The following is a 21,906-nucleotide window of genomic DNA, read 5'->3' as shown; positions in this document are numbered from 1 at the left end:
CGGGGCAGGCTTGCGTTGTCGAGCCGGCTGCGCGCGGCCGTCAGACCCGGGTCCAGGCCTCCATCGCCAGACCGGACTCCGTCGTCTTCTGCCGCGTGACCCGGAGGCCGCCGTCCGGGGCGAACGCGGCGAGCACGATGCGGCCGTCGGCGTCGAGAGCCAGTGCCGGGGCGCCCACGCACGCTTCTCCGGTGCCGGTCCAGACCGCACCCGCGGGCTCGTCCTCGGTCGGATAGGCGGCCAGCGCGGGCCGTCCGTCGGCGTCGCGCTGCGCCATGAGCGTGCAGTCGTGGCCGTCCACGGAGGCCCGCAGCAGGGCCACCGGTCCGGCGCCCGTCCCGCCGCCCAGCGGTTCCGGCACGCTGTCCTGACGCCAGGCGTGCACCTCCGCGGACTTCTCGTCGCGCCAGAAGAAAGTGACCCGGTCCTCACCGGTCGCCACACCCGACGCGGAGCCGTCCCGGACCTGCGCGGGGATGTCCTCGTCCCTGGTGAACAGGGGCTTGTCGCCGTCCTGCAGCCAGCGCATGATGCCATCGCGGGCGGGCGCGAGAATCTCCGCCCGGCCGCTGCCGGTCGCGGCGACGGCGAGCCTGCCGAGGGCTCCGCTGCCCTTGAGGTCGGCCCACGGCCGCCAGGCTCCCGAGGAGGTCTGGCTGCGACCGCACACCCCGCCGCCGACGTTGCGTACGAAGACATGGACGTTTCCGAGGCCGTCCACGACCGATGCCGGACGGCCTATCTGCCCGGCGAGCTTCCAGTCGTTCGGATACGGCGTGCCCAGCGGCTGCCAGTCCTTCACCGGACGGCCCGACTGGTACTGGACCGCATGGACGACGTCCGTCCGGACCTCGTCACCGCCCGCCGGTGTCTGCCGCAGGCCGAAGAGGTGCACATAGCCGTCCGCTCCCTGCGCGAGGGAGAGGTACGGCAGCAGACCGCCGACCGGGACCACCAGCTCGGGGCCCGACCACTCGGGCCCGGCAGGCCGGGTCTCGGTCCACCGGAGCACACCGCCTACGGTGGGTGCGTACGCCGTGAGCCGGCCGTCCTTGCCGCGCAGCAGCCAGCCCGTGGCCGTCGGACTGTCGTCCTCCGCAGTGCTGACAGGTGCGTGGTCCCGCCGTGCGGTGGGAACGTCGCTAGTCCGGCCCGCCTGCTGCTTCGATCTTCGCGCAGGCCCCAACACCATGGCCACCGGCCACCTTTCCTGACGAGAGACCGCATACAGCGGCCGCATACAACGCTCCATGAAGTGCTGCGACAATAACACCCAGCCGGGCGGCTAATTTTTGGGGATTTCTGATGCAAACGCTTGTGATCGTCGACGCCGCAAATGTGGTCGGTTCAGTGCCCGACGGCTGGTGGCGCGACCGTCGCGGGGCAGCCGAGCGGCTGCGCGACCGGCTGGTCGATGTCGCCGCGGCCGGACTGCCCGGGCATCCCGGTCCCGTCGAGGTGGTGCTCGTCGTTGAGGGGGCAGCCCGCGGGGTGGAGAGTGTGCCCAAGGTGCGAGCCGAGTCCGCGCCGGGCAGCGGGGACGACAGAATCGTGGAGCTGGTGTCCGAGCGCGCGGCCGGCCGGCCCTGCGTCGTGGTCACGGCCGACCGGGAGCTCAGACGGCGGGTGGAGGCGTACGGCGCAGAGTGCATGGGACCGCGGGCGGTTCAGCCGTCCGGCGAGCGTACGTAGAGCACCGCGCCGTCGACCTCGTCGGGCAGCGGCTCGTAGTGCCGGGACAGCAGCCTGCGCAGGGTGGGGATCCGCTCCGGAGCGAACGGTTTGCCGCGGGAGTCGTCCACGATCAGTTCCGGTCTGCGGCTGCGCATCTCGCCTGCGAAGGCCGTCCACGCGCCGTCCACGGCGTACTTCTCACCGACCTGCGGACCGTTGCGGCCGCCGCTGTAGTTGGTGAGCAGCCCGGCGGTCAGATACCGGCTGGCGGGTGCCCGGTCGGCCAGCCAGTACGTCTCGGGGTGTATCCCCCACACCAGAACCGGCTCGGATGGGCCTGTACGGGCCTGTACGGCCGCGGCGAGCCGCTCGGCGTGGGTCAGCTCCTGGCGCGGCGCCAGCATCCCCCAGGCGAGGAACAGCGCGCACCCGCAGGCCGAGGTGAGCAACGCCGACGCGAGCCGGTCGCGCGGCAGGATCTGCAGCGCTCCGGTCGCCAACAGAGCCAGCGGCGGGATCAGTTGAAGGTAGTAGTGGCCGAAGAAGTGGAAGCCGATCAGCACGGCGGCCGCCGACGCCGCCAGCCACAGCCACAGATCGGTGGCGCCGGTCCTGGCGATGCGCAGTACGCGCACGATCGGCGGGATCAGCCCGGCGCAGGCGGCGCCTAGCAGCGCGGCGTTGACCACGGCCCGGAACAGGACGTGGAGTTCGGAGCCGGTGAAGGAGGCGTACGCACGCGAGCCTGTCACCGTCCAGAACACAAAGCCGTACGGAGTGGTCAGCATGGCGGCGCAGAGCACCGGGAGCGCGAAGCCGACTCCCGTGCGCAGCAGGGCTGTTCGGGCCGGCGCCGTCTGCCAGAGCAGCCACAGGACCGGGACCAGGACTGCTCCGCCGGTCTGTTTGGTGAGGAAGGCCCCCGCCACCGCGAGGCCCGCCCCGGCCCAGCGGCCCCGGTCCGCGCACCAGATGGCGGCCGCCGTGAACGGCAGCATGAAGACCTCGAAGGTGGCCGCCTGCGCGTCCTGCGGATTGAGGCCGATGGAGACCAGCAGATAGAGGACCCCGGCGGTGCGTCCGCCCCGGTCGCCCCAGCGGCGGCGGGCGATGCCCGCGAGCAGGGCGGCGGTGATCAGTTGGGCGACGACCGCCAGGAGCTTGACGGAGCGCAGGGATTCGTCGCCGAAGACCGCGAAGGACGCCTGGTACAGCAGGGGCAGCAGCGGCGGTTTGCGGTCGACCACCGTGTCGTACAGCGCTCCCCCGTCGGCCAGTATCCGTGCCTGGACGGCGAGATAGCCCTCGTCCGGGTTCCACAGCCGGCGTCCGAAGGACGGGATGCGGGTGACGAGGGCGAGGAGGGCCAGCGCCGGAAGCAGCCGCCGCCAGTAGCCGGGCGGGGGGACGGCGGACCGGGCACGGCCTCGCTGCCGGGGCAACGCGGTTGCGGATACGTACCGTAGTGATGACGGCGGCTCGACGAGCATGCCTGCCTTTCGGGGTCCGGGGGTCACCCGGAAAAGCACAGTATCCGGCCCCGCAGTCCCCCCGAAGCGGGACATACGGGGCCGGGCAGAACAGGGTCTAGTACACGGCGTCGGGGCCCATCTTGCCGAGGCGGCTGTGGTGGCGCCCGTACACGAAGTACACCAGGAAGCCGAAAGCCATCCAGATGGCGAACCGCACCCAGGTCTCGGCCGGCAGATTGAGCATCAGCCAGATCGACGCGGCCACCGAGAGGATCGGGATGAACGGCACCCACGGGGTGCGGAAGGCGCGGTGCAGGTCGGGCCTGGTGCGGCGCAGCACGATCACGCCGAGCGCGACGACGACGAAGGCGAACAGCGTGCCGATGTTCACCAGCGTCGCAAGCTCGTTGATGCTGGTGAAGCCCGCGATGACGGCGATGAGCACGCCGAGCAGGATGGTCGGCCGGTAGGGCGTGCGGAAGCGCGGGTGGGTGACGGAGAAGAACCGCGGGAGCAGACCGTCGCGGCTCATCGCGAAGAACACCCGGGTCTGCCCGAGCAGCAGGATCATGCACACCGTGGTGAGGCCGACCGCGGCCCCGAAGCTGATGACACCGGCGTAGAAGGGGTGTCCGACGGACTTGAAGGCGTCGGCGAGTGGGGCGCTCACCGACATTTCGGAGTAGTGCTGCATGCCGGTGACCACGAGCGACACGGCAACGTAGAGCACTGTGCAGATGAAGAGCGAGCCGAGGATCCCGCGCGGCATGTCCCGCTGGGGGACCTTGGTCTCCTCGGCGGCGGTGGCCACCACGTCGAAGCCGATGAAGGCGAAGAAGACGACGGAGGCGGCGGTGAAGATGCCCATGATGCCGAAGTTGGTGGGCGCGTAACCGAAGAGCAGCTGGATCAGGGGGGCGTCCAGACCCGCACCGGCGGGCTGTGGCTGGGCCTTGGGGATGAAGGGCGAGTAGTTGGCGACCTTGATGAAGAACGCGCCCGCGACGATCACGATCATGACCACGGTCAGTTTGATGGCGACCACGACCGCCGTGACCTGGGCGGACAGCTTCATGCCGAGCACCAGGATGACGGTCAGAATCAGCACCAGCAGGAAGGCCAGGAGATCGAAGCCGAATCCTTCCGCGACATCGGGCCCGGAGAGCGCTTCGGGCATGTGCCATCCGACGTTGTCCATCAGCGAGCGGACATAGCCCGACCAGCCGACCGCCACTACGGCGGTGCCGAGGGCGAACTCCAGGACCAGGTCCCAGCCGATGGTCCAGGCGACCAGCTCACCGAGCGAGGCGTACGAGAACGTGTACGCGGAGCCGGCCACGGGGACGGTGGAGGCGAACTCGGCGTAGCAGAGGGCGGCGAGGCCACAGACGATGCCCGCGGCCACGAACGCGAGGGCGGTGGCCGGACCTGCTGTCTCCTTGGCCACCTTGCCCGTCAGCACGAAGATGCCGGTGCCGATGATGACCCCGACCCCGAAGACCGTCAGGTCCAGCGCGGAGAGGGACTTCTTGAGCGCATGCTCCGGCTCTTCGGTGTCTCGGATCGACTGTTCGACCGTCTTGGTCCTGAACAGCCCGTCTCCGCCTGGGCCTGTGTCCTGCTGCGTACTCACCGGCGTACCTCCACGCACTCGTCGTGAACGCCATGATTGGGACATCGATGGCCCGGAACAGCCCCGTACGGGTGGATTTCATGCGAATGGGCCGGTCGGACCACCCATACAGGGTGCCCGGCCGGCCCATCGGCGACACGGATCAGTCTCGCGCGGGTTCCACCGCTTCACTGTCGTACCGGCCGTCCAGCCTGGAGACGAGGCCGGTGACCTGGCGGGCGATGTCCGGCGCGGTCAGGCCGATCTCCGCCATGACCTCCTTGCGGGAGGCGTGGTCGAGGAAGCGCGGCGGGATGCCGAAGTCGCGCAGCGGTACGTCGACGCCCGCGTCGCGCAGCGCCTGGGCGATGGCCGAACCGACGCCGCCCGCACGACTGTTGTCCTCGACGGTGACGACGACGCGATGCTGCTCGGCGAGGGGCGCCAGGGCCTCGTCGACCGGCTTGACCCAGCGGGGGTCGACGACGGTGGTCGTGATGCCCTGGGCGTCGAGCAGATCGGCGATCTCCAGGCACATCGGGGCGAGCGCGCCGACGGAGACGAGCAGCACATCGGGTACATCCGTGCCGGCGGTGCGCAGGACGTCCATGCCACCGACCTTGCCGACGGCCTTCACGGCGGGCCCGACCGCGCCCTTGGAGAAGCGCACCACGGTCGGCGCGTCGTCGACCTCGACGGCCTCGCGCAGCTGGGCGCGCACCTGGTCGGCGTCGCGCGGGGCCGCGATCCGCAGGCTGGGCACGCACTGCAGGATCGACATGTCCCACATGCCGTTGTGCGAGGCGCCGTCGGTGCCGGTGACGCCGGCCCGGTCGAGCACGAACGTCACGCCGCACTTGTGCAGGGCCACGTCCATCAGCACTTGGTCGAAGGCGCGGTTGAGGAAGGTGGCGTACACGGCGAAGACGGGGTGCAGTCCGCCGGTCGCGAGGCCGGCGGCGGAGACCGCGCCGTGCTGCTCGGCGATGCCGACGTCATAGACCCGCTCGGGGAAGGCCCTGGCGAACTTGTCGAGGCCGACCGGCTGCAGCATCGCCGCGGTGATCGCGACGATGTCCGCCCGCTCCTTGCCGAGCTTGACCATCTCCTCGCCGAACACGGAGGTCCAGTCGACGCCGGAACTGGCGATCGGCAGGCCGGTGTCGGGGTGGATCTTGCCGACGGCGTGGAAGCGGTCCGCCTCGTCCTGGAGGGCGGGCTGGTAGCCACGGCCCTTCTCGGTGAGGCAGTGGACGATGACGGGCCCGCCGAAGCGCTTGGCGCGCGCGAGCGCGGACTCCAAGGCCTCGATGTCGTGGCCGTCGATGGGGCCGACGTACTTGAGGCCGAGGTCCTCGAACATGCCCTGCGGGGCGATGAAGTCCTTGAGGCCCTTCTTGGCGCCGTGCAGAGTCTCGTAGAGCGGCTTCCCGACGACGGGGGTGCGCTCCAGGATGTCCTTGCCGCGGGCCAGGAACCGCTCGTAGCCGTCGGTGGTGCGCAGTGTGGCGAGGTGGTTGGCGAGGCCGCCGATGGTGGGGGCGTAGGAGCGCTCGTTGTCGTTGACGACGATCACCAGGGGGCGGTCCTTGGCGGCCGCGATGTTGTTCAGGGCCTCCCAGGCCATGCCGCCGGTGAGGGCTCCGTCGCCGATGACGGCGACGACGTGGTCGTCCTTCTTCAGCACCTCGTTGGCCTTGGCGAGGCCGTCGGCCCAGCCGAGCACGGTCGATGCGTGGGAGTTCTCGATGATGTCGTGCTCGGACTCGGCACGCGCGGGGTAGCCGGAGAGGCCGCCCTTCATCTTGAGCTTGGTGAAGTCCTGTCGGCCTGTCAGCAGCTTGTGGACGTAGCTCTGGTGGCCGGTGTCCCAGAGGACCTTGTCCTTCGGGGAGTCGAAGACACGGTGCAGTGCGATGGTCAGTTCGACCACGCCCAGGTTGGGACCGAGGTGGCCGCCGGTCTTGGAGACGGCGTCCACGAGGAAGGTCCGGATCTCGGCAGCCAGCTGGTCCAGCTGCTCCGGGCTGAGCCGGTCCAGATCGCGCGGTCCCGTGATGCGGGTCAGCAGCGCCACCCGTGCCTCCTTGCAGTTGTGCGGTCTAGCTTGCCGGTTTGTCGAGTCTAATGTTCCGTCCGCGGCACCGGTCGCCGGGCGGTGCGATCTACATCACGCATTCGGGTGAACACGCAGAGGTGCACGCATACGCAGGAGTGCCCGGCACCGCGAACGGCGCCGGGCACTCGTGCGGAGCCGCGGTCAGGCGCGGCCCGCGGTCTTCTGTGTCTTGCGGGTGACGGAGTCGATCACCACGGTCGCCAGCAGCACGCCACCGGTGATCATGTACTGGATCGGGGTGGCGATGCCTTCCAGCGCGAGTCCGTACTGAATGGAGACGATCACCATGACGCCGAGCAGCGCGTTCCAGGTCCGGCCGCGTCCGCCGAAGAGGCTGGTGCCGCCGATGACGGCCGCCGCGATGACGTTCATCAGCAGGTCTCCCGCGCCGGCGCTCTGGTTGGCCGCCGCGATCTTGGACGCCCAGAACAGACCGCCGATGGCGGCGAAGGTGCCCGCGATCGAGAAGACCGAGATCCGGACCGCCGTGACGTTGATACCGGCACGACGGGAGGCCTCGACGCTGCCGCCGAGCGCGAAGATCTTGCGGCCGTAGGTGGTCCGACGGAGTACGAAGTCCGTCACCACCAGCACCACGAGGAACAGCACCAGCGCCAGCGGCAGGCCCTTGTACTGGTTGAACATGGCCGCGGCGGCGAAGGCCACCACGGCGAGCAGAACCGTACGCACGACGATGTCGACGAGCGGCCGGGACGGGATGCCGGCGGCCTCACGGCGGCGGGCGTCGAAGAAGGCCGAGAGGAAGAACCCGGCCACCGCGACCGCCGCGAGGCCGTAGGCGGCTGCGACGTCCGTGAAGTAGTACGTGGTCAGCTTGCCGACCACGCCCTCGCCGTCCAGGTTGATCGTGCCCTGGTCGCCGAGGAGCTGGAGCATGAAGCCCAGCCAGAAGAGCAGCCCGGCCAGGGTGACTGCGAACGCGGGTGCGCCGATCCGGGCGAAGAAGAAGCCGTGGAGCGCGCCGATGACCGCGCCGCTGACGATCGCGACGATCACGGCGAGCCACTCGTTCATGCCATGGGTGACGCTCATGACGGCGGCGATCGCGCCGGCGACGCCACTGACCGAGCCGACCGACAGGTCGATCTCGCCGAGCAGCAGCACGAAGATGATGCCGACGGCCATCATGCCGGTGGCGACCATCGTGACCGCGATGTTGCTGAGGTTCTGCGCGGAAAGGAAGTTCGAGTTCAGGCTCTGGAAGACCACGGCGATGATGACCAGGCCGATGATCACGGGGATCGAGCCCAGGTCACCGGAGTGCAGCTTGCGCTTGAACTCCGTGAGGTAGCCGGCGAAGCCCTGCTCGCGGACGAGCAGCCGGGGGTCGACCGCGGTGACCGCGTCGTGAGCGGCTTCGGGGTTGACGACGGGCGGAGTGGAGGTCTTTTGTGTGTTCACTTCTGAACCTCCGTGGTGCGCGCCGCACGCCGGGTGACGGCGTTGTCCGTGGCGCCGGTGATGGCGGAGATGATCTCTTCCTGCGAGGTGACCTTGACGTCGAAGACGCCGTTGTTCCGGCCGAGCCGGAGCACCGCCACCTTGTCCGCGACGGCCTTCACATCGGCCATGTTGTGGCTGATGAGGATCACCGCGTGGCCGCGCTCGCGCAGCCGCTCCACGAGGTCGAGAACCTGGGCGGTCTGCTCGACGCCGAGGGCCGCGGTGGGCTCGTCGAGGATGACGAGCTTCGGCTCGCCGAGCATGGACCGGGCGATGGCCACGGTCTGGCGCTGACCGCCGGAGAGCGAGGCGATCGGGATGCGCACGCTGGGGATGCGGATCGACAGCGTGTCGAGCAGCTCGCGGGCGCGGCGCTCCATCTCGACCTCGTTGAGGATGCCGCGCTTGCGGATCTCCCGGCCGAGGTAGAGGTTGCCGACGACATCGATGTTGTCGCACAGCGCGAGGTCCTGGTAGACGGTCGCGATACCCAGGTTCTGGGCGTCGTGCGGCCGGTCGATCGATACGGACCTGCCTTCCCACTCGATGACGCCTTCATCGATGGGATGCACGCCGGCAATCGTCTTGACCAGCGTGGACTTTCCGGCGCCGTTGTCGCCTACGAGGGCGACCACCTCGCCGCCGTGGACCTCAAGCTCTACGTCGGTGAGCGCCTGAACGGCACCGAATCGCTTGGAGACCCCGCGCAACGCCAGCACGGGCGTAGCGGACACGTGAACCATCTCCTTCGCCGCCTGACCGGCGGGGATGCCGCGCCGGGGGAACGGGCGCGGTGGTTGAGCAGAAGCGAACAGAAGGGAAGAAGCGTTTCTGTACGGCGCCCCGCCCCGACGGCTGGGGCTGTATGAGGGGCGGAGCACCGGACGGGCTTCCAGGGGGCGTAAGTCCCGTAAGGCTGGGGGGACTTACTTCAGACCGAGTGCGTCGCAGGCGGCCTTGTACTTCGGGGTGCAGATCTGGGCGGCCGTGTACACGCCGTCCTTGATGACCGTGTCGTTGATGTTTTCCTTGGTCAGCGAGACGACCGGGACCAGCACGGAGGGGATGCCCTTGTTGGTGGGGCTGTCCACCTTCTCCTTGGCGATGGAGTCGAGCTTCTCGCCCTTGGCGAGCGCGACGGCCATCTCGGCGGCGGCAGCGGCCTCCGGCGCGTACGGCTTGTAGACGCTCGCGTACTGCTCACCCGCGACGATCCGCTGCACACCGGCGAGCTCGGCGTCCTGACCAGTGACCGGCGGGAGCTTGGCGAAGCCGCCGGCCTTCAGGGCGGTGATGATGCCGCCCGCCATGCCGTCGTTGGCGGAGTAGACACCGATGATCTTGTCCTTGCCAAGGGCCGAGATCGCGGCCTCCATGTTGGCGTTGGCGTTCTCCGGCTTCCACTCCTTGGTGTCGTACTCCTTGCCGATGTTCACCTTGCCGTCGAGCTCGGCGTGCGCGCCCTTCTTGAAGAGGGCGGCGTTCGGGTCGGTGACGGCGCCGTTCATCATGACGATCTGGCCGTCCTTGGCCTTGGCGCCGAGAGCGGTGAGGAGCGCCTTGCCCTGGACGTGGCCGACCTCTTCGTTGTCGAAAGAGGTGTAGGCGTCGATCGGACCCTCGGCCAGGCGGTCGAAGGCGACGACCGGGATGCCCTGGTCCTTGGCCTTCTTGACCGAGCCGGCTATGGCCTTGGAGTCCACCGCATCGACGATCAGCGCGTCGACCTTGTTGGTGATCATCGTGTCGACCTGCTGGTTCTGCACGGTCGCGTCCTGCTTGGCGTTTGCGTAGATGACCTCGGCCTTGCCGTTGGTCAGCTCGCTGATCTTCTTCTCGATGAGCGGCTTGTCGAACTGCTCGTAGCGCGCCGTCTGGTTCTCCGGCAGCAGCAGACCGATCTTGATCGCGTCGCCCTTACCGGCGCCGGTCTCCTTGGTCTGGTCGCCCGACTCCTTGGCGCTGCCACACGCGGCGAGGGAAACAGCCATCGTGGTGGCTGCTACGGCAACGGCGGCACGACGCATGCGCATGTTCATCTTCGAAAACCTCCCTGACGAGGCCGCGTCGCTGCGGCCGAGGTGGCTGGAAGTCAACTCGGCCCCACTGCCAGCGTCAAGGAGTAAATCCTTAACGAGATGACAACGGTGCCATTCGTTATCTAAATGAAGGCAGGTGCTCCGGCAGGGAGCGGGCTGTCCAGAAGGGTCGAATCGCCCATTTCGCTGAGTACCAAGGCCAGCGCACCCAGCACTTCGGCACGCCCTCCGAGCGCCCCCGGAAGGACGGACAACTGACGTGCCGCGCTGGGAATCGCGTAACGGGAGACCGACTCCCGGATCGGTCCGAGAACCAATTCTCCCGCTTCCGCAAGATTTCCGCCCAGGACGACGCGACTCGGGTTGAGCAGGTTGCACAGATTGGCCACGCCGCTGCCGATGTGCCGCCCGACATCGGCGACGACGCGCCGGCAGCCGGGGTCACCCTCGCGCGCCAATTGCACCACGCGCTCCATGGTCAGATCGGGTCCGTGGCTCGACTGGAGCAACGGCAGTACGTAGCGGGCGGCGGCGAACGTCTCCAGGCAGCCGCGATTGCCGCAGCGGCAGACGGGGCCCGACTCGTCCAGCGTGATGTGGCCGATCTCGCCGGCCGTGCCGCCCGGGCCGCGGTAGATCTGGCCGTCGATCACCAGACCCGCGCCGACGCCGCTGGCGACCTTGATGTACGCGAGATCCCGGACTCCCCGGCCGCTGCCCCAGACCAGCTCGCCCAGGGCGCCGAGGTTGGCGTCGTTGTCGACGTACACAGGCACGCCGAGCCGCCCGGAGAGCTCCTCGCTGGGGTTGATCCCGGTCCAGCCCGGCAGGATCGCGGTGGAGCCGAGAGTGCCGGACTCCACGTCGATCGGACCCGGTACGCCGAGACCGACCCCGATCACCTTGTCCTGGCCGATCCCGGTCGCCGCGATCAGCCGGGTGACCAGCGCTTCGGCCCGGCCGAAGCCCTGCGCGGACGAGGCGTCCACATCGAGCGGCTCGGACTCCTCTGCGAGCACCTGGTGGGCGAGGTTGCCGACGGCGACGCGCAGGTGGGTGTGGCCGAAGTCGACGCCGATGACGATGCCCGCGTCGCCGCTGAGCGAGACGCTGCGTGCCCGGCGTCCGCCGGCCGAGGTGGGGGTGACCTCGACGGTTCCGCCGTCCTTCAGTTCGCGAACGATATTGGAGACCGTTGCTGCGGAGAGACCTGTGCTCCTCGCGATTTCCGCCTGCGTGAGCGAGCCCGCCATACGAACGGCGCGTACGACCCGCTCCAGGTTTGCCCGGTGCAGAGATGTCTGCGACCCCGGAGTCTCCATTGACCCATCCACTCCTGCCCCCGGCGGGCGGCACGACGGCCGCCCCCGGCCGGGGCCACCGCGAAGCGACACCCGACGTTTCTCCAACTTGTGAACTCTAAGCTCAACTCTCGGGCCTTATCCCGTCAAGTCCTTGAGCGGAGACAACCGCGGATGAGCGAGGCCGGGCGACAGCTGGGACAGCGATCGGCGAAGTGGAGCATTCCGGGCGTCTAGTCGGCCGCCAGCTCGGCGTTGGCCCGGGCCGTGACCAGGGTGAGCAGGCGGCCCGCGGTCTGCAGGTCCTCGGCCGGCAGGCCGCCGTAGAGCCGCTCTGTGATCTCGGCGACTGCCGCCCGGATCTGTCCGTTCAGCGTCCGGCCCGCTTCCGTGATGCGGAGGCGGGACGTGTCACCGGGCAGGGTCTCCAGCAGCTTCGACTCGGCGAGCTCGCCGATGGTTGCCAGGACCGCCGACTCGTCGATCTTCAGTGCACCGGTCATCCGGGCGACGAGGGCGCCGTGCCCGACGGCCTCACCGCCGTCCGCGACGGCGTTCAGCGCCACCGACTGATTGAACGTGGTGCCGGTGGGAGCCAGGACGGTCTCCAGAAGGGCCCGGGTCGCATAGTGGGCCTGGCCTATGACCTGGCCGTTGAGGGTGGGTGCAGTGGACATGACTACTCCTCGGTCGGGAGGTCGAGCGGGTCGGGTGAGTCGAGTGGTGTGTCGAGCAGGATCGCCAGCTCGCGCGAGAGCACTTCGGTACGCCGCCCGTCCAGACCCCCCAGGGGCTCCAGAAGCTGATCCAGGAGCCGCTGGACGATGTTGATCGCGCGCCGGGTGATCTCACGCCCCTCGGGGGTGAGCGACAGCTGGACCGCGCGCGTGTCGGCGGGGTCCGGGGCGCGCTCGACGAGACCGGCCGCCTCCAGGGCGCGGGCCAGCTTCGAGACGTACAGCGGTTCGAGGCCGGTGCGGTCTGCGAGCTGCCGCTGACTGGGCCGCAGCCCGGAGCGCTCCATGCCGAGCAGCGACGCGACCAGTGAGTACTGGGCGTGGGTCAGACCCAGCGGCGCGACGGCCCGGTCGACGGCGACCCGCCATTTCATCGACAGCCGCCAGACCAGGAAGCCGGGCGTGGGGCCTTCGGATGCTGCGTTCACAGCAAATACCATACATGGCTACTATGTACATGGCTACTGTTTTGAAGCACGGAACCCCGGCCCCTCGCGAGGGGCCGGGGTTCCGTGTGGTGCTCCTACTTCAGCGCGCCCGCGGTCAGACCGGCGACCACCTGCCGCTGGAAGATGATGTACGCCGCGAGCACCGGCAGCATCGCCATCACCAGACCGGCGAAGAGACCGGACCAGTCACCCTTGTAACCCTGGCTGACGGCAAGTTCGACCAGGCCCTGGGAGAGCACCTTCTTCTCCGGCTCGGTGTTGAGCACGGTCGGCAGCATGTACTGGTTCCACTGCCCGAGGAAGTTGAAGATGGCGACGCTGATCAGGCCCGGCTTCGCCATCGGCAGCATCACCTGGAAGAACGTCCGGGTGTGGGAGGCCCCGTCGATGATCGCCGCCTCGGCCACCGAGCTCGGCAGCGTACGGAAGAAGGCGGTGAGGAAGAAGACGGTGAACGGCAGGGAGTAGGCGATGTACACCAGGATCAGGCCGTGCAGCGTGTTCAGCAGGGCGACGTTGTTCAGTACGTAGAACAGCGGCACGAGCGCCAGCATGATGGGGAAACTCATTCCTCCGATGAAGAGGAAGTAGATGAAGCGGTTCCCGGGGAAGTCGAAACGCGCCAGGACGTACGCGGCCATGGAGCCGAACAGCAGCGTGCCGATCAGCGAACCGCCCACCACCAGAACGGTGTTGAGGAAATAGTCGCTCATGTGCGCCTGGCTCCACGCGCGCGACCAGTTCTCGAAGTGCAGCGTGTCGGGCAGTGACCACGGCGAGGTGAAGATGGCCTTGTCGGTCTTGAACGAGGTCATCACCGCCCAGAGCAGCGGCAGGACGACCATGATCGCCCAGATGACGAGCACACCGTGGGAGAAGACGTTGAGGACGCCGCCCTCGGTCTTCTTCGTCCTGGCGGGCGCCACTGTCGTCTTCACCACCGGCGGGCGGTCCTCGGAGATACCGGCGGGCGGGGTGTCAGTCGTCTTCATGTCAGAACTCCAGCCGCTCGCGCCGGCCGAGCCGCATCACGACGGCCGCGAAGGCCAGCGTGACAACGAGCAGGGCGACACCGATCGTTGTCGCGTATGCCGCCTGGCCGTCGCGGAACGCCGTTTGGTAGACGTACAGCGTGAGCACCGTCGTTGAGTAGTCCGGTCCGCCGGGGCCCACGGTCATGATCTGGACGACCGCGAAGGACTCCGCGCCGAGGGCCAGGATTCCCATGTAGACCCAGCCCGACTGCACGGTGTCCCACAGCAGCGGCAGGGTGATCCGGAAGAAGGTGGTGAACCGGTTCGCGCCGTCCAGCAGCGCCGCCTCGTAGAAGTCCCTGGGGATGGACGCCATGCCCGCGGAGAACAGCACGACGAAGAAGCCGACCGTGCTCCAGACCAGGACCGCCATGACGCACCACAGGGCGAGATCGGGGTCGCCGAGCCAGCCCGGCTGGATGCTGTCGAGGCCCACAGCCCGCAACGCCCCGTTGATCGCGCCCTCGTTGGGGTTGTACGCGAACTGGAACAGCAGGGCGACGATCGCGATCGACAGCACCTGCGGGAAGAAGTACGCGATCTTGTAGAAGGCCGAACCGCGCACACCGGCGATGGCGGCGCCCTTACGGCGCCGCCCGCCGACATTGAGCATGAAGGCGAAGAACAGCGCGAGGCCGAGCGTCACCAGCGGCAGCAGCAGCGCGAACCACAGACTGTGCTGCAGCGACTTCCAGAAGATGTCGTCGTCCAGCATTCGGCTGTAATTGTCGAAGCCGACCATCTTGAAGTCCGGGCTCAGGCCGGTCCAGTCCGTGAAGGAGTAGTAGATGGACTGGATGAACGGCCATATGACGAAGATTGCGTACAACGCCAGTGGGGCCGCCAAGAACCCCACGATGAACCGGTACTTGCCGTGTTGCATGGTTACCGACCCCGATCTTCCGGCGAATGCCGCCGCTGGTGACGCGATCTCACTGGTGCTTGTAGTGCTTGATGGACTGGTCCTTGGCCGCCGCGTCCGCGAAGCCCTGAATCTTCTTGATGGTCTCGGCCGGGGTCGCTCGGCCCGCCATCATCTCGCCCAGTCCGGCGACGCCGATCTGCTCCTTCTGCAGCTTCACGTACCAGTCCTGCAGGCGCGGATTGACGACGTTCTCGCCTGCCTTCTTCAGCGCGTCGACACCGGACTGCATCGCCGTCGAAAGGGTCAGGCCGTCGGTGCCGCCGTTGAACGCCGTCAGCGACTTCACCTGCTGGGTGAAGCTCTTCGACGAGGCCTCGCTGAGCATGATGCGCAGCTGCTCCATGCCGCCCTCGGCGTTCTTCGCCTTGGCCGGGACGACAAAGGGCTCACCGCCGGAAGCCCAGATGGTGCCGAACGGCAGCTTGTCGGACTTGTCGAGGCCGGTGGGCGCGGCCACCATCATCTTGAAGTCCTTGGGCGTGGTCTTCGCCGCCTCGTTCTCCACCCAGGAGCCGTTGGGAATGAAGAGCGCCTTGCCCTCGGTCCAGGCCGTCTGGGACTGGATGTGGTCGATGCCGGGGGTGCCCTTGAGGATGTAGCCCTTCTTGAAGAGCTCGTAGTACGCCTCGAAGGCGGCCTTGACGGCCGGGTGCTCCCAGGCCTTGGGCTCGAGGTTGTCGATCGCGTCGAGGACCTCACGGCCGCCGATCTTGGCGATGAAGGGGTACAGCGAGAACGGCAGGTAGTACGGGTGCTTGCCCGCGTACGTCCAGCCGGCGATGCCCTGCTTCTTCGCCTTCTCGCACAGGGCGAGCATCTCGTCCCAGGTCTCCGGGTACGTGGAGTCGAGCTTCTCCAGGGCGGTCTGGGAGTACCACACGCCGTACACGGTGTACGCGTAGTAGAGGATCCAGACCGGGTCACCGTCGAACTGGCCCATCTCGACGATGCCCGGGCGCAGCGTGTCGCGCACCTTCTTGTTCGGGTCGTCGATGGACGGCGCGTCCAGCAGCGGGGTGAGGTCGGCGAGCTGCTTCTTGCCGACCAGGACGCCCATGTCCATCTGCTGGGCGCCTGAGTTGTCGATCAGGTCCGGCGGGGTGCCGCCGTTGAAGCGCGGCTGCAGCTCCGACTGGATCTTCTGCGTCGCGCGGTGCTTGACCTTCGGCGCCTTGGGGAAGGCCTCCTGGTACTTCTTCTCGGCGTCCAGGGCGTACTGCTGGCCGAAGCCACCGTCGAAGATGACGACTTCGAGCTGCGCCGTTTCATTGACACCGAGCGGGTTCTTGGCGGTCTTCTTGCCCTTTTCGACCTTGTTCTCGCTGCCGCCGTCGCTGCTCGCACACGCAGACAGGAAGCTCATCGTCGGAACGGTGATCAAACCGATTGCTGCGGAACGCTTGATCAGATCACGACGGCCAAGGCCCTCATTGTTGTGGGCGGAGGTGGATCCCATGCTCAAGTCCTCGCCTTCTCCAGGACTCAGGCGGTGTACCGGTCGCCCGTCCTTCTCGCCTGAGGCGAAGGGCCCCGCCACCGCAGTCAGTTGCTGTGTCTTCCCGGGGGGAAACTCAGTGAAGCTTGGGTCGTGCACGGTCGGCAGCGGGAACGGATCTTCCGCGGACGGCAGTCGAATTGCAGACGCCGGTCCGCCTTCCCCCGTCCCCCCTGGCCCGCTGCCGCTGTGGAACAGCTATGCGGGTGCCGACAGGTATAGTCCACTTCACATCGGGTGAGCAAGATCGAGAGCAAGGTTGGGCAGCAGTCTTTCCCGAGTTGAGACCTCGCGGACACCTGAGTCGCGTGCGCACCCATACGATCACAGCGTTCTTCGCCGAACGGCTGAATCCAGCCGCCTCACCCCGTCAACACCCTTGACACCGTATGGCACTTACCTCCCTACTGGAGCCTGCGCATCGCGCCTGACAACGTTGTCCAACGTGGCTTCCACTGGAGGAAAGGCCCCGGGATGCAGCCCACCCCCAGACCTCAGCTGAGACCATTCCACGCGGCAGCCCTGGTGGCTGCCGCTTCCATGCTCGTGATGACGGCCCAGTCGGCCGCCGTGGCACTCCCCGCGCCGTCCGCCCAATCCCCCTCGGCGGACCGGGAATTCGCCTCGTCCTTCGAGGCGGAAGAGCCCCAGCCGGACTGGCGCAATACCGTTGACATCGGAGCAGATGGACAGAAACGGTCATCCGGCGTGGATGGCGGATTCTCCAGCGGAATACCAGGCAATATCACCGATAAGGTGATCGAGCTGCGCGCCAGCAACGAGAACACCGGCGCCGGTGAGACCAAGGAGAACCTGGTCGACCTGCAGCCGGGCACCAAATGGCTGGGCTTCGAGCCGACCGCCTGGATCGAGTTCGATACGGACGAACCGGTCAAGGTCGTCACGTATGCGCTCACTTCGGCGAACGACCACGCCGAGCGCGACCCGAAGGACTGGACCCTCAAGGGCTCGGCCGACGGCAAGGAATGGAAGGTCCTGGATTCCCGCGAGGGCCAGACCTTCGAGAAGCGCTTCGAGACGAAGACGTACAACGTCGGCGATGGCACGAACGCGACGGCGTACGCCCACTACCGGCTGGAGATCACCAAGAACAACGGCGCCGGCGACGCCACCCAGCTCGCCGATGTGCAGTTCTCCAACGGCGACACCAGCACGCCCACTCCCGACGACATGCGCAGCCAGGTCGACCGCGGGCCCGGCGGCTCCCCCACCGCCAAGGCCAATGCGGGCTTCACCGGCACGCGGGCGCTGAAGTACGCCGGCACCCACAAGGCGGATGGCCGGGCCTACTCGTACAACAAGGTCTTCGACGTCAATACGGCCGTGGGCCGCGACACCCAGCTGTCATACCGGGTCTTCCCCTCCCTTCCGGAGACGGATCTCAACTATCCGGCCACGAATGCGTCGGTGGACCTCGTCTTCACCGACGGCGCCTATCTGAGTGATCTTCGGGCGCTCGACTCGCACGGCGGGCTGCTGTCCCCGCAAGGACAGGGCGCGGCCAAGCGGCTCTACGTCAACCAGTGGAACCATGTCGCGTCCAGGATCGGCTCGGTCGCGGCCGGCAAGACGGTCGACCGGATCCTGGTGGCGTACGACTCCCCCAAGGGCCCGGCGAAGTTCCAGGGCTGGGTCGACGACATCTCGCTGGCGCCCAAGGCTCCCGAGAAGAGGCTCGCCCACCTCTCGGACTACGCGTCGACCACCCGCGGCACCAACTCCAGTGGCTCCTTCTCGCGCGGCAACAACTTCCCCGCGACCGCCGTCCCGCACGGCTTCAACTTCTGGACGCCGGTGACCAACGCCGCGTCGAGGAGCTGGCTGTACGAGTACGCGCGCGGCAACAACGCGGACAACCTGCCCACCGTGCAGGCCTTCAGCGCCAGCCATGAGCCGAGCCCCTGGATGGGCGACCGGCAGACCTTCCAGCTGATGCCGTCGGCGGCGGCGGGCACACCGGACACCGACCGCACCAAGCGCGCCCTGGCCTTCCGGCACGAGAAGGAGACCGCCCGTCCGCACTACTACGGGGTCACCTTCGAAAACGGCCTCAAGGCCGAGATCACCCCGTCGGATCACGCGGCGATGATGCGGTTCACCTATCCCGGTGACGACGCGAGCATCATCTTCGACAACGTCACCAAGGAGGGCGGGCTGACCCTCGATCCGGCCACCCGCTCCTTCACCGGTTTCTCGGACGTCAAGAGCGGTCTGTCCACCGGGGCCACCCGGCTCTTCCTGTACGGCGTCTTCGACGCGCCGGTCACCGCGTCGGGCGCCGACGGCGTGAGCGGCCACCTCCGCTTCGACGCCGGCGAGGACCGCACCGTCGGTCTCCGGCTGGCGACCTCACTGATCAGCGTCGACCAGGCGAAGAAGAACCTCGCCGACGAGATCCCGGCCGGCACGGGCTTCGAGCGGGTCAAGGACCGGGCACAGAGCGCCTGGGACGATCTCCTCGGCAAGGTGGAGGTCGAGGGCGCGAACCACGACCAGCTCACCACTCTCTACTCCAGCCTGTACCGGCTGTACCTCTATCCCAACTCCGGTTTCGAGAACACCGGCACCGCGTCCCGCCCCAAGCACCAGTACGCGAGCCCGTTCTCCCCCATGACCGGGCCCGACACTCCGACCCACACCGGCGCGAAGATCGTCGACGGCAAGGTGTACGTCAACAACGGCTTCTGGGACACCTACCGGACGACCTGGCCGGCGTACTCCTTCCTCACCCCGAAGAAGGCGGGCGAGCTGGTGGACGGCTTCGTCCAGCAGTACAAGGACGGCGGCTGGATCTCCCGCTGGTCCTCGCCCGGCTATGCCGACCTGATGACCGGCACCAGCTCGGACGTGGCCTTCGCCGACGCGTACGTCAAGGGCGTGGACTTCGACGCAGAGGCGGCGTACGAGGCGGCGCTGAAGAACGCGTCAGTGGTCCCGCCGAGCTCGGGCGTCGGGCGCAAGGGCATGGAGACCTCGCCGTTCCTCGGCTACGCCTCCACCGAGACCCATGAGGGGCTGTCCTGGTCGCTGGAGGGCTACCTCAACGACTACGGCCTCGCGAAGATGGGCCAGGCCCTCTTCAAGAAGACCAAGAAGGCGCGCTATCAGGAGGAGTCGGAGTACTTCCTCAACCGGGCCCGCAACTACATCACGCTCTTCGACTCCAAGGCCGGCTTCTTCCAGGGCCGCGATCTGAAGGGCGACTGGCGGGTCGAGAGCGAGAAGTACGATCCGCGGGTGTGGGGCTACGACTACACCGAGACCAACGGCTGGGGCTATGCCTTCACGGCTCCGCAGGACAGCCGCGGCCTCGCCAATCTCTACGGCGGACGCTCCGCGCTCGGCGAGAAGCTCGACAGCTACTTCTCCACCCCGGAGACGGCCTCGCCCGAGTTCGTCGGCTCCTACGGCAGCGTCATCCATGAGATGACGGAGGCCCGCGATGTCCGGATGGGCATGTACGGCCACTCCAACCAGGTCGCCCACCACGTCACGTACATGTACAACGCCGCCTCTCAGCCCTGGAAGACCCAGGAGAAGGTGCGCGAGGTGCTCTCCCGCCTCTACACCGGCAGCGAGATCGGGCAGGGCTACCACGGCGACGAGGACAACGGCGAGCAGTCGGCCTGGTATCTCTTCTCCGCGCTCGGCTTCTACCCGCTGGTGATGGGCAGTGGCGAGTACGCGATCGGTTCGCCGCTCTTCACCAAGGCGACCGTGCATCTGGAGAACGGCCGTGACCTGGTGGTCAAGGCCCCGAAGAACAGCGCGAAGAACGTCTACGTCCAGGGTCTGAGGGTGAACGGCAAGACCTGGAACTCCACTGCTCTGCCGCATCAGCTGATCGCGCAGGGCGGCACGCTGGAGTTCGCGATGGGCCCGAAGCCGTCCTCGTGGGGTACCGGCAAGAACGCCGCCCCGGTCTCCATCACCCAGGACGACAAGGTGCCGTCGCCGCGCCACGATGTGATCACGGCGAGCGGTCCGCTCTTCGACAACGCCTCCGCCACAGAGGCGACGTTCGAGACGGCGGAGCTGCCGGTGGCATCGAAGACCCGGGCGGTGCAGTACACCCTCACCTCGTCGGCACGGGCGAAGGCCCCGGCGGGATGGGTGCTGCAGGGGTCGCAGGACGGGACGGACTGGAAGGACCTCGACAAGCGGTCCGGCCAGTCGTTCGCCTGGGACAGGCAGACCCGCGTCTTCACGGTGGGCGCGCCCGGGACGTACGCCAAGTACCGGCTGGTGGCGACAGGTTCGGGGACGCTCGCGGAGGTCGAGCTGCTCTCCTGACGTCACGAGTTCATCACACCACCAGACAGGCCCGCATTCGGTTCCTCCGGATGCGGGCCCGTTTGTCCCCCTGTGCCCCCCTCCCGGACCCGCTGATTCCCCTTCAAACCGATTGACTGGTAAAGATGTTGTGCAACGATCCTGATGATCCTGCGATGACCTCATGAGGCACATCGCGTCTCATCACGCACATGGAGAAAAATACGTGGCCAATCTTCCCGGCCGTAAGCGCGGACGCGTCCTGACGCGTCTCGCCGTCGCAGCCATAGCCGCTGCCCTGGTCGGCACCACCGCCGGGTCCGCCGTGGCCGACGACCCGGCTCCCGCCCCGAAGAGCGCCGACATGGCCGCTGCTGTGGCCGAGCCGTCCAACGCGCCCGCCGCGGTGCAGGCCGGCACCACCCCGGTGTTCCTCCTCTGGGGTGTCGACAAGAACACCAACGCCTACGTCTACGGCCCGAACGGCAGCGGAGGCTTCGCCACCCGCGACTTCGTCTCCGGGGGCTGGGACGCGATCAAGCTCGCCGCGTCGATCGACCTCAATGGCGACGGACAGTACGACGGCGCCTGGACCTGGGACAACGCCGGTTACGTCGCGTACGGCGACGACGCAGGCGCCCGGGAGGTGGGCCGGGGCTGGAACATCTACAACCTGGTCCTGTCCCCGAGCAACCTCGGCGGCACCGCGTCGGACGACGTCCTCGCCCGGGACAAGTCCGGTGTGCTCTGGCTGTACAAGGGCACCAGCACCGGCGCCTTTTCGACGCGCGTGAAGGCCGGTTCCGGCTGGAACATCTACACGCACATCACCGGCAAGGGCGACCTGTCCGGTGACGGCCGCGCGGATATCGTCGCCAAGGACGCGTCCGGCGTGCTGTGGCTGTACAAGGGCACGGGCAACGCTGCCGCGCCCTTCTCGGCCCGTACCAAGGTCGGCTCCGGCTGGAACATCTACAACAAGATCATCGCCAACGGTGACCTGAACCTGGACGGCCGCACGGACGTCGTCGCGCGCGACGCCGCGGGCGCCCTGTGGCTGTACAAGGGCACCGGCAACGCCGCCGCCCCGTTCAGCGCCCGTACCAAGGTCGGCTCCGGCTTCAACATCTACAACAAGCTGTTCTGATCCCGTAGCCCGGAGCTCACCGCTCATACGGAAGGGCCGCACCCCGTCACGGCGGTTTCTAGGGATTGTCGCAACACGTGGTCGGTTTGATCAGGCCGCGAGCAGTTTGTGCAGGCGCTCGGCTGGGGTCTCCCAGCCGAGCGTT

At 67.8% G+C, this 21,906-nt stretch carries 16 protein-coding genes; 3 read left to right on the top strand and 13 right to left on the bottom strand.

Going from position 1 to position 21,906, the window contains the following annotated elements; genetic code table 11:
- Nucleotides 1-40: 40 nt before the first annotated feature.
- Entirely contained in the window at nt 41-1,192 is a 1,152-nt protein-coding gene (locus ACFYWY_RS32545) for a hypothetical protein (RefSeq protein ID WP_389193200.1), read from the bottom strand.
- 113 nt (nt 1,193-1,305) lie between these two features.
- Here ACFYWY_RS32545 and ACFYWY_RS32540 point away from each other — a divergent pair, with 113 nt between their 5' ends.
- The gene (locus ACFYWY_RS32540; protein WP_389193197.1) at nt 1,306-1,692 is read left to right on the top strand and encodes an NTP pyrophosphohydrolase; all 387 of its coding nucleotides are present in this window, start codon (nt 1,306-1,308) and stop codon (nt 1,690-1,692) included.
- Here ACFYWY_RS32540 and ACFYWY_RS32535 read toward each other — a convergent pair.
- The 12 genes from ACFYWY_RS32535 to ngcE form a co-directional block, all read right to left on the bottom strand.
- Nucleotides 1,668-3,164, bottom strand: a complete 1,497-nt coding sequence (locus ACFYWY_RS32535; RefSeq protein WP_389193350.1) for an ArnT family glycosyltransferase — start codon at nt 3,162-3,164, stop codon at nt 1,668-1,670. The two genes, ACFYWY_RS32540 and ACFYWY_RS32535, sit on opposite strands and share 25 nt — an antisense overlap.
- A gap of 97 nt (nt 3,165-3,261) precedes the next feature.
- Complete coding sequence (locus tag ACFYWY_RS32530) at nt 3,262-4,779, bottom strand: amino acid permease (protein WP_389193194.1); 1,518 nt, start codon at nt 4,777-4,779, stop codon at nt 3,262-3,264.
- 142 nt (nt 4,780-4,921) lie between these two features.
- Nucleotides 4,922-6,835 (bottom strand): 1-deoxy-D-xylulose-5-phosphate synthase, encoded by a 1,914-nt coding sequence (gene dxs / locus ACFYWY_RS32525; protein WP_389193191.1) that lies wholly within the window; start codon nt 6,833-6,835, stop codon nt 4,922-4,924.
- Between the two features lie 183 nt (nt 6,836-7,018).
- Entirely contained in the window at nt 7,019-8,299 is a 1,281-nt protein-coding gene (locus ACFYWY_RS32520; protein WP_389193188.1) for a sugar ABC transporter permease, read from the bottom strand.
- Complete coding sequence (locus tag ACFYWY_RS32515) at nt 8,296-9,084, bottom strand: ATP-binding cassette domain-containing protein (RefSeq protein ID WP_356229827.1); 789 nt, start codon at nt 9,082-9,084, stop codon at nt 8,296-8,298. Before ACFYWY_RS32515 ends, ACFYWY_RS32520 begins: the two co-directional genes overlap by 4 nt.
- Nucleotides 9,085-9,267: 183 nt before the next feature.
- Nucleotides 9,268-10,380, bottom strand: coding sequence for a substrate-binding domain-containing protein (locus tag ACFYWY_RS32510; RefSeq protein ID WP_389193184.1), 1,113 nt, complete (start codon nt 10,378-10,380; stop codon nt 9,268-9,270).
- Nucleotides 10,381-10,502: 122 nt separating this feature from the next.
- The gene (locus ACFYWY_RS32505) at nt 10,503-11,702 is read right to left on the bottom strand and encodes an ROK family protein (RefSeq protein ID WP_389193181.1); all 1,200 of its coding nucleotides are present in this window, start codon (nt 11,700-11,702) and stop codon (nt 10,503-10,505) included.
- 212 nt (nt 11,703-11,914) lie between these two features.
- Nucleotides 11,915-12,358 (bottom strand): MarR family winged helix-turn-helix transcriptional regulator, encoded by a 444-nt coding sequence (locus ACFYWY_RS32500; RefSeq protein ID WP_389193178.1) that lies wholly within the window; start codon nt 12,356-12,358, stop codon nt 11,915-11,917.
- A gap of 2 nt (nt 12,359-12,360) precedes the next feature.
- The gene (locus tag ACFYWY_RS32495) at nt 12,361-12,846 is read right to left on the bottom strand and encodes a MarR family winged helix-turn-helix transcriptional regulator (protein WP_389193175.1); all 486 of its coding nucleotides are present in this window, start codon (nt 12,844-12,846) and stop codon (nt 12,361-12,363) included.
- 95 nt (nt 12,847-12,941) lie between these two features.
- On the bottom strand, nt 12,942-13,859 hold the full coding sequence (locus ACFYWY_RS32490) for a carbohydrate ABC transporter permease (protein ID WP_389193172.1): 918 nt from the start codon (nt 13,857-13,859) through the stop codon (nt 12,942-12,944).
- A 1-nt stretch (nt 13,860) separates the two neighbouring features.
- On the bottom strand, nt 13,861-14,784 hold the full coding sequence (locus ACFYWY_RS32485) for a carbohydrate ABC transporter permease (RefSeq protein ID WP_389193169.1): 924 nt from the start codon (nt 14,782-14,784) through the stop codon (nt 13,861-13,863).
- A 49-nt stretch (nt 14,785-14,833) separates the two neighbouring features.
- Nucleotides 14,834-16,282: an N-acetylglucosamine/diacetylchitobiose ABC transporter substrate-binding protein gene (gene ngcE / locus ACFYWY_RS32480; RefSeq protein WP_389193166.1), complete on the bottom strand. Its 1,449-nt coding sequence runs from the start codon at nt 16,280-16,282 to the stop codon at nt 14,834-14,836.
- 513 nt (nt 16,283-16,795) lie between these two features.
- Here ngcE and ACFYWY_RS32475 point away from each other — a divergent pair.
- Together ACFYWY_RS32475 and ACFYWY_RS32470 are read left to right on the top strand one after the other, a co-directional pair.
- Nucleotides 16,796-20,635: a GH92 family glycosyl hydrolase gene (locus ACFYWY_RS32475; RefSeq protein WP_389193163.1), complete on the top strand. Its 3,840-nt coding sequence runs from the start codon at nt 16,796-16,798 to the stop codon at nt 20,633-20,635.
- A gap of 205 nt (nt 20,636-20,840) precedes the next feature.
- Nucleotides 20,841-21,761: an FG-GAP repeat domain-containing protein gene (locus tag ACFYWY_RS32470; protein ID WP_389193161.1), complete on the top strand. Its 921-nt coding sequence runs from the start codon at nt 20,841-20,843 to the stop codon at nt 21,759-21,761.
- Nucleotides 21,762-21,906 lie beyond the last annotated feature (145 nt).

The organism is Streptomyces sp. NPDC002870 (assembly GCF_042888505.1).
Taxonomy (GTDB): Bacteria; Actinomycetota; Actinomycetes; order Streptomycetales; family Streptomycetaceae; genus Streptomyces.
Note: the sequence above shows the minus strand (reverse complement) of the source record. Positions and strands in the feature narration are given on the sequence as shown.

Excerpts from the sequence above, each read along its gene's own strand:
- ACFYWY_RS32475 (WP_389193163.1), top strand. The coding sequence starts at position 16,796 with ATGCAGCCCACCCCCAGACCTCAGCTGAGACCATTCCACGCGGCAGCC.
- ACFYWY_RS32545 (WP_389193200.1), bottom strand. The coding sequence starts at position 1,192 with ATGGTGTTGGGGCCTGCGCGAAGATCGAAGCAGCAGGCGGGCCGGACT.
- ACFYWY_RS32510 (WP_389193184.1), bottom strand. The coding sequence starts at position 10,380 with ATGAACATGCGCATGCGTCGTGCCGCCGTTGCCGTAGCAGCCACCACG.
- ACFYWY_RS32535 (WP_389193350.1), bottom strand. The coding sequence starts at position 3,164 with ATGCTCGTCGAGCCGCCGTCATCACTACGGTACGTATCCGCAACCGCG.
- ACFYWY_RS32515 (WP_356229827.1), bottom strand. The coding sequence starts at position 9,084 with ATGGTTCACGTGTCCGCTACGCCCGTGCTGGCGTTGCGCGGGGTCTCC.
- ACFYWY_RS32505 (WP_389193181.1), bottom strand. The coding sequence starts at position 11,702 with ATGGAGACTCCGGGGTCGCAGACATCTCTGCACCGGGCAAACCTGGAG.
- ACFYWY_RS32500 (WP_389193178.1), bottom strand. The coding sequence starts at position 12,358 with ATGTCCACTGCACCCACCCTCAACGGCCAGGTCATAGGCCAGGCCCAC.
- ACFYWY_RS32490 (WP_389193172.1), bottom strand. The coding sequence starts at position 13,859 with ATGAAGACGACTGACACCCCGCCCGCCGGTATCTCCGAGGACCGCCCG.
- ACFYWY_RS32540 (WP_389193197.1), top strand. The coding sequence starts at position 1,306 with ATGCAAACGCTTGTGATCGTCGACGCCGCAAATGTGGTCGGTTCAGTG.
- ngcE (WP_389193166.1), bottom strand. The coding sequence starts at position 16,282 with ATGGGATCCACCTCCGCCCACAACAATGAGGGCCTTGGCCGTCGTGAT.
- ACFYWY_RS32485 (WP_389193169.1), bottom strand. The coding sequence starts at position 14,784 with ATGCAACACGGCAAGTACCGGTTCATCGTGGGGTTCTTGGCGGCCCCA.